Raw genomic sequence first — 14,666 nt, 5'->3', positions numbered from 1 at the left:
GCTGTCATTAACGCGTATAATCCGCTCTAAACCCAACGACGTCGACTTGCGAGACATTCCATGACTAAGATCCGCTGGGGCGTGTTAAGCACGGCCAAAATTGCCCGATTGCACACTATTCCCGCCATTCAGTCTTCCGCATTGGGCGAGGTTGTCGCCATCGCCTCGCGCGATGAACAAAATGCCCGCGCGCAAGCCGACCAGCTCGGCATCGCTCGCGCTTATGGCAGTTACGAGGCGCTACTGAACGACCCGGACATTGATGCCATCTACAACCCCATGCCTAACCACCTACATGTGCCCTGGTCGGTCAAGGCGCTTGAGGCGGGCAAACATGTGCTGGTAGAAAAACCCGCCGGTCTTAATGTGGCCGATATGGAGCCACTGCTAGCCTGCGCCGGGCGTCACCCAGAGCTAAAATTAATGGAAGCGTTTATGTACCGCTTTCACCCCCAGTGGCAACAAGCCAAACAACTGTGCGACGAGGGCGCCATCGGCACACTGCGAACGATTCAATGCGCATTCAGCTACAACAACCGCGACGCCGACAACATCCGCAACAGCGCGGCCATGGGCGGCGGCGCACTGATGGATATCGGTTGTTATGGCATTTCGTTGGCGCGTTTTTTACTGAACGCCGAACCGAGCCGGGTGCTTGGTCATATGAACAACCTTGATGAGTACGAGGTCGACTGCGTTACCTCGGCGTTAATGGAGTTTGACGGCGCCATCGCCAGCTTTACCTGCTCGACCAAAACCGAGCCCGAGCAGTGGGTAGAGATCGCGGGAGATGCCGGCAGCATTCGCATCCACATCCCTTTTAACCCGGCTGCCGACAACGGCACTGAGCTAACCCTGAAACACCAGGGCAAAATACAGATGCGCAATATCGAGCCCGCCAACCATTACCGCAACATGGCCGATGCGTTTGCCGAGGCGATCTTGCATAATAAGCCGGTCCCCACTCCCATGACCGATGCGCTTGACAACATGACCGTGCTTAACGCGATTGTGACCAGTGCCAACAAGCAAAGTTGGGTACATTTGTAACCTGCAGCACTGTTGCGGGTTATAGCAAAGGGCCAAAAGCCCAGGGCAGCACGCCCCTATTAATTGCGAGGCAACCCCTCGCTTATACAAACAAGGAGCCAGATTTGAAAAAGATTGTCGTAGTCGGCGGTGGCGCCGGCGGATTAGAATTGGTGACCAAGCTAGGCCGTAAACTGGGACGCAAAAATAAAGCCCATGTTACCTTGATCGACCGCAGCACGACCCACGTATGGAAGCCGCTGCTACATGAAATTGCCGTGGGTACCATGGACGAAGGGGTAGATGCGGTAAGCTATCGCGCTCACGCTTTCGACAATCACTTTCACTTTCGCATCGGCTCAATGACCGACATCGACCGCACCGCCAAACAGGTGGTGCTCGCCCCCATTAACGATGAAGACGGCCAAGAGCTGCTGCCCGAGACGCGCATTGATTACGATGTATTAGTGCTGGCGATCGGCTCGGCGTCTAACGACTTTAATACACCCGGGGTAAAAGACCACTGTATCTTTTTGGATAGCCCGACTCAGGCCCACCGTTTTCGCAATAAGTTATTGGGCCGCTTTTTGCGTATCCAGCGTGTCCCCGAAACTCGCAACAACGTCAATATCGCCATTATCGGCGCCGGCGCCACCGGGGTCGAGCTATCGGCCGAGCTGCACCACGCGGTTGCCAAGTTTCACACTTACGGCTTTGACGCCATCGATAGTGAGCACCTTAACATTACCCTGGTAGAGGCTGGGCCGCGTATTCTGCCCGCGCTGCCCGAGCGAATTTCAGCGGCGGCCAGCCGCGAGCTGGTTAAGCTCGGCGTCAGCATCAAGCTCAACACGCGCATTACCGCCGCCCTGAGTGATGGACTGGAAACCGCCGAGGGTGAAAAAATTGAGTCGGACCTAATGGTATGGGCCGCCGGCGTTAAAGTGCCCGACGCGCTAAAAAATATTGGCGGCATTCCCACCAATCGCATCAACCAATTACCGGTTAACGCTTACCTGCAAATTAAAAACGAGCCCAACTTGTTTGCCATTGGCGATTGCGCCGAGTTTATCCAAACTGACGGCAGCCGGGTACCACCGCGAGCGCAGTCGGCCCACCAAATGGCCGATACTTGCTACCACAACATTCGCGCGCAGCTCGATGGCAAGTCGCTTAAGGTCTATCGCTACAAAGATCATGGCTCGCTGGTATCGCTGTCGAACTTCTCCACCGTGGGCAACCTGATGGGCAACCTAAGCGGCGGCTCGCTTTTTATTGAGGGCCGCCTAGCGCGCCTGGTGTACGTCTCGCTTTACCGCATGCATCAGGTGGCCGTGCACGGTTACCTCAAAACAGGCTTAGTCATGCTATCGGGCAGCATCAATCGCTGGCTCAAGCCCAAACTCAAGCTCCATTAACGTTTTACTGCACGCTCAACCATGGCCGCCGGCTTGACAGCTTGGGCGGCCCTGCCTAGGATGCGCTCTCGCGCTCATAAGGATCTAGCAATGTTGCCGTTTCACGATGTCGTCGCCGACGATTTTAGCGAGGTGAATGACTTGATCATTCGCCAGCTCTACTCCGATGTCGGTTTGGTCGAAAACATCGGGCACTACCTAATAGAGGCCGGCGGCAAACGGCTGCGGCCGCTCATGGTATTGCTCTGCGCCCGCGCCTTAGGTTACACCGGTAAACATCATTTAGATTTAGCGGCCGTGATTGAGTTTATTCACTCGGCCACGTTACTGCACGACGATGTCGTCGACACCTCGACCCTGCGCCGTGGCCGCCCTACCGCCAATGCCGAGTGGGGCAACGCACCGAGCGTACTAGTCGGCGACTTTCTTTACTCGCGCGCGTTTCAAATGATGGTGGCCATCGGCAATATGGACATCATGACCATACTGTCCCGAACCACCAACATCATTGCCGAAGGCGAAGTACAACAGCTGGTTAATGCCAAAGACCCGGACTTAACCGAGGCCGGCTACCTACAAGTCATCGAAAAGAAAACCGCCGTGCTCTTTGCCGCCGCCTGTGAAGTCGGCGCCGTGGTTGCCGGCGCCGACGCCTCCACACGCAAAGCGTTAAGCCAGTACGGCATGGAAGTGGGTATCGCTTTTCAGTTGGTTGACGATGCGCTGGATTACAAAGGCGACGCCGAGGCGCTGGGTAAAAACGTAGGTGACGATTTGGCCGAAGGTAAGCCCACCTTGCCGCTTATTCACGCGATGGCAAAAGCCCCTGGCGCTGATCGCGAGCTGATTCGCAACGCCATCAGCCAAGGCGATGCCAGCCAACTGAGCCAAGTCGTGGCCATCGTCGAGGCCACCGGCGCCATGGAATACACCTTGGCGGCCGCCCGCGCAGCGGTGGCGCGAGCACTCGAGGCCTTAACGGCCCTACCCGATAGTCGCTTTCGCACAGCGCTGGCCGATGTCGCCGAATTCGCCACGGGCCGCAATCACTAAACCTAAGCACCAAGATTGGCCCAGCGGCGCACCACCGGCCGGGGCCCTGAAATAATAAGATTCCCAGACAGAACACTAGACAAGCCAGTGGCACAAGGTAGAATGTGCCCCTTTGCGGCCTCGGATGGCCCCACCCGTTTGATTTACTGCTCAGAGTTAACACTATGAATTCACATGTCCAGCAGAGCTCATACAGCCTGGAAGATCTGATCGAATGCGGCCACGGTCGCCTGTTTGGGCCAGGTAATGCACAGTTACCCATACCCAACATGCTTATGCTTAACCGTATTGCCCATATCAGCGAAACTGGCGGTGAGTACAACAAAGGCGAAATTATCGCCGAGCTGGACATCAGCCCGGACCTGTGGTTTTTCGACTGCCACTTTCCCGGCGATCCGGTTATGCCTGGCTGCCTAGGGCTAGACGCCATGTGGCAGCTGGTAGGCTTCTTTTTGGCCTGGAAAGGCAACCCTGGGCGCGGACGTGCACTGGGCTGCGGTGAAGTGAAGTTTACCGGGCAAATACTGCCAACCGCCAAAAAGATCACCTATCATATCAACCTAAAACGCGTCATTGAGCGCAAATTGATTATGGGTATCGCCGACGGCCGAGTCTCGGTGGACGGTAAAGATATTTATTTTGCCAAGGACCTGCGGGTCGGCCTGTTCTCAAACACCGATTCCTTTTAACAGTAAGGCACTAAGCCCAGCGACCACGGTCGAATCAGTTGTAAATGGCCCCACTGTGGCATAATAGACAAAAATGTAGCCGCTCTTGCTGAGGCTGAGCACTATTAAGAGGTAGCCTATGAAACGCGTTGTAGTTACCGGTATGGGCATTGTTTCCTGCATCGGTAATGATAAATCCACCGTACTGGACGCCCTGCGTCACGGTCGCTCTGGCATTACATACAACTCTAGCTATGAAGAGATGGGCTTTCGCTCCTGCGTAGCCGGTTCGATCAATCTCGACCTAAAAGAGATGATAGACCGCAAAGTGTTGCGTTTTATGGGCGATGCGGCGGCTTTTGCCTACGTCTCTATGGATCAAGCCATTAAAGATGCCGGCTTAACCGAAGCCGAATACTCTAACGAGCGCACCGGTATTATCATGGGCTCTGGCGGCGCTGGCTCGCAAAATCTGGTTGAGGCGGCCGATGTTCTACGCAACCGCGGGCTCAAACGCATCGGGCCCTATCGTGTTACCCAAACCATGGGCAGCACCACCTCAGCCTGTTTGGCGACGCCGTTTAAAATTAAAGGGGTGAACTACTCTATCTCGTCTGCTTGTGCCACCAGCGCACACTGTATCGGTAATGCCATGGAGCAAATCCAGATGGGCAAGCAAGACATGGTATTTGCCGGCGGCGGCGAAGAAGAGCACTGGTCTCTGTCGTGCTTGTTTGACGCCATGGGTGCCCTGTCGACCAAATACAACGACACCCCCCACAAAGCCTCACGTGCCTACGATGCCGCGCGCGACGGTTTTGTGATCGCCGGTGGCGGTGGCTGTTTAGTCCTTGAAGAGCTAGAGCACGCTAAAGCACGCGGCGCCAAAATCTATGGCGAGCTAGTGGGCTATGGCGCCACCTCGGACGGCTATGACATGGTAGCGCCATCGGGCGAAGGTGCCGAGCGCTGTATGCGTCAGGCCATGGCCACCGTAGAGGGCGACATCGACTACATCAACTCCCACGGTACCAGTACACCCGTTGGCGACTTAGCCGAGCTAAAAGCCGTACGCAGTACCTTTGGTGAGAAAATACCGGCCATCAGCTCAACCAAGTCGTTAACCGGTCACTCGCTAGGCGCCACTGGCGTGCAAGAGGCAATTTACTCGCTGATGATGATGGAGAATAACTTCATTTGCGCCTCGGCTAATGTCGAAGAATTAGACCCAGAAGCGGCCAGCGTCCCTATCGTGCGCGAGCGCCAGGACGATGTAACGTTAAACCGAGTGCTATCAAACAGCTTTGGTTTTGGCGGTACTAACGCCTCACTGGTGTTTCAGCGTTACGACGACTAAGCCTGCTTTTCGCAGCAGTTCGCAACACCCACTGAAGCGGCCCCGCCGCTTCAGTGCTTTTAGCTTTAGCCCTGCCAACCGCTACTGATTAACGTGCAACCACTGCTTAACCATCGCCACCAATGTGGTGCGCCACGTACGCGCCTGCACACCAAAATCACCACGAATACGCAGAGCACTGAGCACCGCACTCACAGGCTCATCAGGGCGTGCCTCATCAACCGCCTCAAACCTCGGGGCCGCTCCCTGATAATCCTGTTGCTCCAAAACCTGCGCCAACTGCTCGGCAAACTCCAGCTCAGTACAACCATCGCCACTACAGTAGTGGTAAATACCCCAACATTGCGCGCCACAACTAATTTGCTTAATCAGCGCCACTATAACCCGCGCCACATCAGACAACGCAGTGGGTGCACCGCGCAAACGATTATTGGGACGCCAAGTCTCTCCCGCCTGCAGGGCCGCCAGCAGCCGCGTTAAGTGATTGTCGCCAAAACTGCCAATCACCCAACTGGTGCGCAGCACAATCACACACTCTAAATGCTCGGTAACGGCTTGCTCCGCAGCATAAAACGCCCGCCCAACAGCGCTGTTGGGTACCGGCTCATCGCGCTCGGCGTGCTTACTTTTATTGTCGTCGCCAAACACCCGATAACTCGACAACTGAATCATCGGAATGCCTCGAGCCTTACACACGTGTGCCAACGTTTCGGCCGCTTGCGGCAACAGCGTGCAATCCGCATCGCTCGGCGCGTCTGCCCAACCTAACGTATTAACCACCAGGTTCGGCTTACCTTGCCCGATATAAGCCTCTACCGCCTCTTGGCTACACCAGTCAACGTCCTTTGCCGCCGGGGTCAGCAGCCCAAACGACTCTCGCTCTAGCTCGTGTTCTAGCGCGACACCTAACGAATGGGTGCTATCGGTTAATAACAACTTCAAATCTGATCTCACTTGTTTTGGGTTAGCGGTAACAAAAGCCCTAGGCTACTTCTAGGCAAGAGCCTTGCAAAGCATATAGGGCGCCACAAAAACACCCAAAGGTGTCTTTATATCACACATAGAACCGGGAGCACTTTGCCCGAGCTGCACTAGACGATAAAAGCCTAAAAATTGACCTAAAGATTGTACAGACCCGCCGATAACCCGTTAAGCATTAAAAACTTTGAGGTTATTATGTCGCCTAGCCAAACCGACCTAAACAGCGCTGTGCGCGCTGCCAACCAAGCACCCCAACTGCATTCGCGGCCCAACGTCGTCAACAGTAAAGTGACTCAGGCACTCACTCTGGTAAGTGACAAAGCGGCCGAGCAAATTGGCGTGCCCGAGGTCGGTAAGTTTAAACCGCTAACCGCCGAGCAGGCAGCCGGCAATATTTTAGGCTTTATCCAGCGCCAAATAGAGCGCGATGTGGCGGACGGTGCAACCGACGAAGAGCTAGAGTCGCGCCTACAAGCTGGACTATCGGGCTTTAACAAGGGCTTTAATCAGGCCCGTGACCGCTTAGAAGCGTTAAGCTTACTGGACGATCAGGTGAGCGCGTCAATCGGCAAGACTTACGATTTAGTCACCAACGGTATCGACCAGTTGGCACAAGAGCACTTGGGCCGATCACTCGCCGATGCCGCCCCGCCCAAAACCACGCAACTCAGCCCCAGCGCCTCAGCGAGTCGCACAAGCTATGAATACGCCTCGGCACAAAGCTTTCGCTTTGAGCTCCTCACGGGCGAAGGCGACAAAGTGAGTATTCAGGCCAATGCCAGCCACGGTGAAACGCAATTTTGGCGCGCCGAAGACGGCAGCAGCTCTAGCGCATCGAGTTCAAGCGTCAGTTACAGCCTCAACATCACCGGCGAGCTAAACGAATCTGAGCGAGCGGCCATTGACGAGCTGTTGCAACAAGTTAACTCGCTTGCCGACTCTTTCTTTACCGGCGATATTTCTGGCGCCTTCGAATCAGCCCTAGCGCTCGGGTACGATCAAAGCCAAATTGAAGGCTTTGCCCTCAACCTAACCCGGGTTGATATTCAGCGCGCCAGCAGCGCCTACGGTAAAGAGGCCGCCGCACCTAACGATCTACAACAACGCTTACAACCTGTAGGACAATTTATTAAAGACGCCCAAGCGGCCTTTAACACCGCCGAGACGTTTGCCGAGCCTTATAAATTACTGCTGGATATCGTCAATGGTTTGTACGCGGACCCCGAAGCACCGGGCAATCGCGACGGCAAACAGTTTTCAGACTTTTTAGGTGATTTGCTCGACCAGACGGCCGCCGCAAAAGAAGCTGAGCCAAACGATGGTTAATACCGTGCTTGCCACAGCACATCAGCGCGATTAACTGGCGCGGGTAAATACTGCCAAAGGGTGGGTCGTAGTCACCGCCAAATCAACTCGATCGCCAGGACGGGCGCGATTTTCGTGGCTAACGCGCACTTTAACTGGTGTGCCATCGTCTAACTCGGCCGCATACAGCCGAGTACCACCTTCGTAGCGCACCCGTATAACGGTGCCATTGCCATCACCGCTCGCAAGGGTAAGTGATAAATCATCGGGGCGCAGCAGTAAGTCCACCTCGCCGCAGGCACCGTCCACAGGAGTACCCGGCGCTTTACCCAATAGGGTGGACACTTCGTTTTGCGCTAACACTCCAGGCAAAAAGCTGGCTTCACCTAAAAATCTCGCGACAAACCGGCTGCGAGGCTCGCAAAAACAGGTTTCAGGACTATCTAATTGCTCCAGTCGTCCACCGTTTAAAACCCCTACTCGATCGCCCACCGAGAGCGCCTCTTCTTGATCGTGGGTAACCCAGATGGCGGGTACGCCGGCGGTTTTTAATGCGTTGCGAATTTCCCAACGCAAACTGTCTTTAAGGGCGGCGTCCAAGTTGGACAGTGGCTCATCCAGTAGGATAAACGCCGGTTGGTGCGCTAGAGTGCGAGCCAGCGCTACGCGCTGCTTTTGCCCGCCCGAGAGAGTCGCCGGCTTAGCTCGGCGCAGGGGCGCCAAACCCAGCAACTCAATCCAGTGATCAGCCGGAGCACTGTCGGTCAACCTAAAAGCAACATTTTGCTCAACCGTTAAATGCGGAAACAGGGCGAAGTCCTGGAACACCATGCCCACATGGCGCTTTTCTGGGGGGACTAGCTTGCTGGAGGTAGCGCACCACTGACCCAGCTCGATCTCACCCTCGGTGATCGGGATCAACCCTGCCAGTGCCTGCAAAATAGTGGTTTTGCCGCAACCAGTAGGCCCCACCAACATCATGATTTCATCGGCATCAAGCGAGAGGTTAAGGTCACTCACCACTCGGTTAGAACCGTAATCGACGGACAGGTTACGCACATTCAACATTAGTGGCGGTGATCCTCTGCTACATCAAATTCGCTCCGGCGCTCGCCGGAAAACATCAGCGCCAACCCTAAGCCAGACATCAAGACCAGTAATAAGCCGGGTATAGCGGCGCGGCCAAAATAACCCGCTTCATACACTCGCCACAAGTAAGTCGCCAAGGTTTCAAAGCCGGTGGGGCCAAGCATTAAGGTAGCGGGCAGTTCGCGCATAGCCTCTAAAAATACCAGCGCGGCACCCGCCGTCATCCCGCGCGTGGTAAGCGGTAGGGTTACACGCATAAACGCCTCGCGCGGCGAGGCGCCGAGTAACCGGGCCGCTTTGGCTAAGTTAGGGTCAAGCCCTTCTGCGGTCGAGCGAACCGAGCCTACCGCCAAAGGCAAAAAGCGCAATACGTAGGCGATAACCAACAAGCCTAGTGTTTGGTATAAAAATGGTAGCTTTAAACCAACGTAAACCAAAGCGGTGCCCAGCACGATGCCCGGCACGCCAAATCCCAAATAAGTCACTCGCTCCATTAAGCGTCCCGCCCGGCCGCTGATGGCGGCATGAGCCACCGGCACGGCCAATATCACGGCAACAAACGCGGCCAAGAGTGAAGCGTACGTAGAGTTCCACGCATAACGGATATCAAAGCCGCCGGCACCTTCGCGCAGCAACCATACCCCAAATACCGCCAACGGCAGCACAATTGCCAGTAGCACCACCGGCAGCGCCGCTAGTAACAACGCACTCACCTGCCAACGGTTAGGCCAAAGCGTTAAGCGTCGGCCAGGACGCTCGCGAGTACCTTTTGCCCGCGACTCTAAAAACAAAACCAACACCACAATCACCAGCAGTTGCAACGACAGCATGGCCGCTTGGCTCAAGCCAAAGGCGTTGTACTCGACATAAATGACACGGGTAAAGGTATCGAGACGCATAATTGCCGGGGTGCCAAAATCTGACAGCGCGTAGAGCGAGGCCAACAGCCCGCCGGCGGCGATACCGTTAACCACGCGGGGCAATACTACGCGCCACAAGCTGGCCGCCACCGACATCCCCAATGTTCTGGCCGCATTGACCAAGCTTGCATCCAAGCTCAGCAGTGAAGCGCGAGTGGTTAATAATACAAACGGATAGGTGTACAACACCATAATCAAAGTGGCGCCTGCCAGCCCATGCATTGCTGGAGTGGGCACGCCAATCCACTGATTAAGCTCACCGCCGGGACCAAAGGCGGCGTACAAAGTAAAGGCACCAATGTAACTGGGCATAGCCAAGGGGGCCGCCAACACAATCAGCCACACCCGCTGCCAGGGCAAGCGTACGTAGGCAGTCAGCAGCGCCAAAGGCACGCCAACTAAAGTGGCGCCGAGCGCGGTTAACACCATAAGTGCCAAGGTATTGCCCAGCACTTTGAGGTTGTGGGTATCAAAAAACTGCGCAGAATCTGCGGCTAATACCGTCAACACCCCCACCGGCACCAAGGCCAGCAGAGCAATAACTAGCGCTAGCGGATAAGAGTGTGGCCAGTGCTTCATAGTACGCCGACGTTACGCATCAAGTTCAGCGTAGGGCGCAAATCTGCCAGGCGGGTTAAGTCCATTTTGGGCGGTGAAACTTGGCTTAGTGACGGCAACCCCTCTGGGGTAGGCACGCCAGACACCAAAGGAATTTCGTAGGCTTCACTAGCGAGATACGATTGCACCTCGCGGGTAAGCAAATAGCGAATAAAGTTGATAGGCAAATCACCCTCGCTAAGCGCCAATACGCCCGAGGCATTCACCAAGCAGCCCGCATCATTATTGCTAAAGGCTAAATCAACCTCGGCGTCGGGCTTGCCCGCTTTTAAACGCAACGTGTAGTAGTGATTGGCAAGCCCTACATCTACTTCGCCACGCTCGACCGCCATCACCACGCCCAGCTCACCGGCGTAACTCTGGGCGCGCTGTTTCATGGCTTTTAGCCAACTGGCAGTGGCTTTTTCGCCTTCCAGTAAGCGCATCGCCGTCACAAACGATTGGAACGAGGCGTAAGCGGGTGCCCAGCCGATACGCAAATCACTATCGGGCAGCGCCATAATACTGCTGGGAATTTTATCGGCGGTTAAATGTTGCGTGTTGTAAGGCAGCGTCCGGATACGCCCGGTAACGGGCGCCCAGTCGGGGTAGCGAAACCCCTCTTGTAGCTGGCCGGTCAGATCGGCCGGTAGCGGCCGCGCCAAACCAGCGGCGCCAACCATACCAATCGCACCCGAATCGACCGCCCAAAACAAATCAGCACGGCGAACCCCCGCCTTTGCCTCGGCCACAATGGTGTTAGCCAAGGCCGCGGTAACACCGCGGCGAACCTGTAAATCAAGCTTGGGGTTGCGCTTTTTAATGGCCTCTAGAACATTCTCGTAAAGCCCACCTTCACCGCGCCCTAAGTAGAGCGTAAGCTCGCCCTCAAGCTTGGGCAGGTCATCCACCGAGAGCGATGCGGCCGTCTCGGCCATAGCACGGCTAGCCGCTAGCGGAAAACAAGCCGCTGCGCCCATCCCCGCTAAAGTTTGCAATAAGAGTCTGCGCTGCACTTAAAAAACATCCTTCCGTTCTTGGCCGGCTTTAACAAGCAAAGCTTTGGCGCGATCGAGCTTGCCCTGCATGGCTTGCACGACTTTGCGTACAGCATCTACCGATTGATCACTGTCAATGGCTTTAGGCAAGGTAACATTAAAGTCTTTTTCTAGATCTTCTACCAAATCAGCGTCTTGCTCAATCAAAGCGCCCTCTACCCCTTCAAACAAGTTGAGGTAAGTATCGTGTACCAAGGTGGTGGCAACATCCGGCAGCTTTTCTGCGTATTTAGCAACCACTCGATCCAACCGATGCTTGATCTCATCCAAAGTTTCCGGCGGATTAGTCGGGGCCGAATCAGTAGTTTTTACTGTTCCCAGCAGGCCTTTCTGCTGATATTGGGCCGCCAGTTTAACCGCCCCAAGACCTTGCCACAACGACTGCTCCAGCATCTGCTGCTGTTTGCGCACCTCCGCTAGCGGCTTTTTCGCGTCTATGGCGCCTTTAACACCGTATAAGCCTTGCCAAATAGCCGCGTAAACGGGGATATAATTGGTCTCAATGGCCGCATGAAAATTCACCGACTCCCAGTAATCCACCACTTTGTCGGTCTCAGCAGCGTCGGGGCCCTTACTCTCGTAAGTGCTCACCATCACGTCCATTTTGCCAATAATCCAATTCACCTCTTCGGTATAGGCATCAACATGATCGGCTAAGTGGTTAACATGCTCACCCACCGGCCCATTGGCCAAGGCCCCTTGAGCCGCCAACAAGGAAACACAGGATAAAAACAACGAGACGGCAAAATTGTGGCTGCGTGATAGTAGAAGCTTCATATAAAACCCATAGATGACATATCGATGACAAGATGCGCAAATGATACTTATTATCACAAAGGGCGTAAAGGTGCTAGCCTCAATTAACGACAGTAAAGAAGTGCCAAGCTCGATTGCTAGGCGCCACGGCCCACTCCGCGCAATATTACTCGGCGGCTGAAAACAAGAAAGGTCACGCTATACGTGACCTTTCAATACACTCATTACCGCTAGTAAACTCGAGAACTAAAAAGGAATATCATCATCAAAACTATCAAACCCACCGGCCGGTTGTTGTGGCTGCTGAGGTTGCTGTTGTGGTGGCGCTTGACGTGGTGCCTGTTGCGGTTGCGACTGTGGCTGTCCTTGGGGCTGCCCCTGCGGCTGGTTACCGCCAAAGTTTTGCCCACCCCCATAATTTTGGTTGCTCTGGCCATAGTTGCCGCCACCTTCAGCGCCGCCCCGGCTATCGAGCATTTGCATTTCGTTGGCGACGATTTCGGTGGTGTAACGATCCTGACCGTCTTGGCCTTGCCATTTGCGGGTGCGCAGCGAACCTTCGATATAAACTTTAGAGCCTTTGCGTAAATACTCGCCGGCAATCTCAGCAATGCGGTTAAAAAATACCACGCGGTGCCACTCGGTGCGCTCTTGTGGCTGACCGGTTTGCTTGTCTTTCCATTGGTCAGAGGTGGCCACGCTGATGTTAGTCACGGCTCCGCCAGAGGGCATGTATTTTGTCTCTGGGTCTTGGCCCAAGTTACCTACTAAGATGACCTTATTAACACCACGCGATGCCATACTTATCTCCTCGAATTTGTCTAAACTTATTGCGGCTTTTGCACATTAGATAGCGTAAACCGCTCGCTGTCATGTCCGATACTTTAGCATCTGTTGACTTATTTAGCTGACCATTACCGCCAGTATTTGATCGCGCTTAACTTTTTGCGAGTCGACCTTAAGATAAACCATACCCTCGGCCGGCACCGCCAGCACCTCAGCCACGCCTGCAACTTGCGCAAGCTTCTCGCTTACCGCAGCCGGGTCAGCGCCGTTTAACGGCAAAAGCATACTGGCCAGGTAGCGCGGCGGTGTCATGGAGCGGGCAATCAGCCACCACAACGCCACTAATGCAGCGCCGGCGGCCAACACCACCTCAGCGCCCTGCCATTGCAGCAACGCCCCCCCGGCAGCACCGCCGGTAAAGGCTCCCAAAAACTGCGCGGTCGAATAGATCCCCGTCGCTGTCCCCTTGGAGCCCGCGGGCGCCAACTTGCTGACCAACGACGGCAGCGTTGCCTCGAGTAAGTTAAAGGCCATAAAAAACGCAAACAACCCCGGCAGCCACCACAGCAGCGTTTGCGGTGTGACCACCAGCCAGAGTAACGCACTCGCCAAGAGCGCGATTGCCGCTAAAAACACGGGCTTCATCTTGCGGCGCTTTTCGGCAATGATAATCAAAGGCAGCATCGCGACAAAAGAGCCGGCCAGCAAGGGTAGATAAATCATCCAATGATGGGCGCGCGACACACCGAGTGAGCCGACCAATACACCGGGAAGCACCACAAAGCTGGCCGTTAACACACAGTGCAGAGCAAAAATACCGACGTCTAGCCTGAGCAGCTCCCGGTTGCGCAGCGTTTTGGCCAGCAGCGCCGGCACGGCTCCGGTCTCGCGCCGCCTTGCGATACCGCCACCATGGCTAACGGCCGGCACCCGATAAATAATAACGTATACGCCCACCAAGCCAAGCGCAGCGGTCACCCAAAAAATCAATGCTAACCCGCCAACTCCGGCGAGCGCAGGCCCAATGACCAAAGCCAGCGCAAAAGACACCCCAATGGAAGCGCCGATACTGGCCATAGCCTTGGTACGGTTTTCATCGGCGGTAAGATCCGTCACCATTGCCATGACCGCACTGGCGATGGCACCACCACCTTGCAGGATTCGCCCCAGCACCAACTCGTACACTGTGTCGGCCTGAGCGGCCACAATGCTGCCCAACACAAAGATCAACAAGCCGCCCACAATAACCGGTTTACGGCCAATTCGATCAGACAACATACCAAAAGGAATTTGCAGCAGCGCCTGACTAAAACCGTAAGCACCCAGAGCCAACCCCAGCAAAGCCGGCGTCGCCCCGCGGTAGGTATCACCGTATAGCGTGAGCACGGGCAGCACCATAAACAGCCCGAGCATGCGGAATGCATAGAGTGACGATAGCGCCATCACAACTCGGCGCTCAAATGAGGCGGTAGGCTCGGACACGAAAAACCCTGTTGGTTAAAAGCTGCGGATTTTACCACAGAGCGAAGCAAAACGCGTTTGTGATTGGGGCATAGCAACTAACTGGCTCGGGGTACCATCCGCGCGAGCGTAAATACCGTATAATGGTGAGTTTTTAGGCGAAGGGGCCAGCAAACCCCAACAGGTGG

General features: G+C 55.3%; 13 protein-coding genes. 6 read left to right on the top strand and 7 right to left on the bottom strand.

What is annotated here, in order from left to right:
* Positions 1–60: 60 nt before the first annotated feature.
* The 5 genes from AACY82_RS15115 to fabB all read left to right on the top strand — a co-directional run bounded on the left by AACY82_RS15115 (position 61) and on the right by fabB (position 5,525).
* Positions 61–1,050 (top strand): Gfo/Idh/MocA family oxidoreductase, encoded by a 990-nt coding sequence (locus AACY82_RS15115; protein WP_339617673.1) that lies wholly within the window; start codon positions 61–63, stop codon positions 1,048–1,050.
* 104 nt (positions 1,051–1,154) lie between these two features.
* A complete protein-coding gene (locus tag AACY82_RS15110; RefSeq protein ID WP_339617672.1) occupies positions 1,155–2,447 on the top strand; it encodes an NAD(P)/FAD-dependent oxidoreductase in 1,293 nt (430 codons plus the stop codon).
* Between the two features lie 90 nt (positions 2,448–2,537).
* Entirely contained in the window at positions 2,538–3,500 is a 963-nt protein-coding gene (locus tag AACY82_RS15105; RefSeq protein ID WP_339617671.1) for a polyprenyl synthetase family protein, read from the top strand.
* A 164-nt stretch (positions 3,501–3,664) separates the two neighbouring features.
* Positions 3,665–4,189 (top strand): 3-hydroxyacyl-[acyl-carrier-protein] dehydratase FabA, encoded by a 525-nt coding sequence (gene fabA, locus AACY82_RS15100; RefSeq protein WP_339617670.1) that lies wholly within the window; start codon positions 3,665–3,667, stop codon positions 4,187–4,189.
* A 118-nt stretch (positions 4,190–4,307) separates the two neighbouring features.
* Positions 4,308–5,525 (top strand): beta-ketoacyl-ACP synthase I, encoded by a 1,218-nt coding sequence (gene fabB / locus AACY82_RS15095; protein ID WP_339617669.1) that lies wholly within the window; start codon positions 4,308–4,310, stop codon positions 5,523–5,525.
* Positions 5,526–5,606: 81 nt separating this feature from the next.
* Here fabB and AACY82_RS15090 read toward each other — a convergent pair whose 3' ends face one another.
* Positions 5,607–6,467, bottom strand: coding sequence for a sugar nucleotide-binding protein (locus AACY82_RS15090; protein ID WP_339617668.1), 861 nt, complete (start codon positions 6,465–6,467; stop codon positions 5,607–5,609).
* A gap of 234 nt (positions 6,468–6,701) precedes the next feature.
* Between AACY82_RS15090 and AACY82_RS15085 the strand changes: the two genes are divergently transcribed.
* Positions 6,702–7,832 (top strand): DUF5610 domain-containing protein, encoded by a 1,131-nt coding sequence (locus AACY82_RS15085; RefSeq protein WP_339617667.1) that lies wholly within the window; start codon positions 6,702–6,704, stop codon positions 7,830–7,832.
* Positions 7,833–7,862: 30 nt separating this feature from the next.
* Here AACY82_RS15085 and AACY82_RS15080 read toward each other — a convergent pair whose 3' ends face one another.
* From AACY82_RS15080 to AACY82_RS15055, 6 genes are all read right to left on the bottom strand, one after another.
* Positions 7,863–8,879, bottom strand: a complete 1,017-nt coding sequence (locus tag AACY82_RS15080) for an ABC transporter ATP-binding protein (RefSeq protein WP_339617666.1) — start codon at positions 8,877–8,879, stop codon at positions 7,863–7,865.
* A complete protein-coding gene (locus AACY82_RS15075) occupies positions 8,879–10,399 on the bottom strand; it encodes an iron ABC transporter permease (RefSeq protein WP_339617665.1) in 1,521 nt (506 codons plus the stop codon). Before AACY82_RS15075 ends, AACY82_RS15080 begins: the two co-directional genes overlap by 1 nt.
* The gene (locus AACY82_RS15070) at positions 10,396–11,433 is read right to left on the bottom strand and encodes an ABC transporter substrate-binding protein (RefSeq protein WP_339617664.1); all 1,038 of its coding nucleotides are present in this window, start codon (positions 11,431–11,433) and stop codon (positions 10,396–10,398) included. Before AACY82_RS15070 ends, AACY82_RS15075 begins: the two co-directional genes overlap by 4 nt.
* Positions 11,434–12,252, bottom strand: a complete 819-nt coding sequence (locus AACY82_RS15065; RefSeq protein ID WP_339617663.1) for a hypothetical protein — start codon at positions 12,250–12,252, stop codon at positions 11,434–11,436.
* 225 nt (positions 12,253–12,477) lie between these two features.
* Positions 12,478–13,032: a single-stranded DNA-binding protein gene (gene ssb / locus AACY82_RS15060; protein WP_339617662.1), complete on the bottom strand. Its 555-nt coding sequence runs from the start codon at positions 13,030–13,032 to the stop codon at positions 12,478–12,480.
* Between the two features lie 102 nt (positions 13,033–13,134).
* Complete coding sequence (locus AACY82_RS15055; protein ID WP_339617661.1) at positions 13,135–14,499, bottom strand: MFS transporter; 1,365 nt, start codon at positions 14,497–14,499, stop codon at positions 13,135–13,137.
* Between the last annotated feature and the right edge of the window lie 167 nt (positions 14,500–14,666).

Source organism: uncultured Gilvimarinus sp., assembly GCF_963972205.1.
In the GTDB taxonomy this organism is placed as follows: Bacteria; Pseudomonadota; Gammaproteobacteria; order Pseudomonadales; family Cellvibrionaceae; genus Gilvimarinus; species Gilvimarinus japonicus.
The sequence above is the reverse complement of the archived record's forward strand: the minus strand, read 5'-3'. Positions and strand labels throughout refer to the sequence as shown.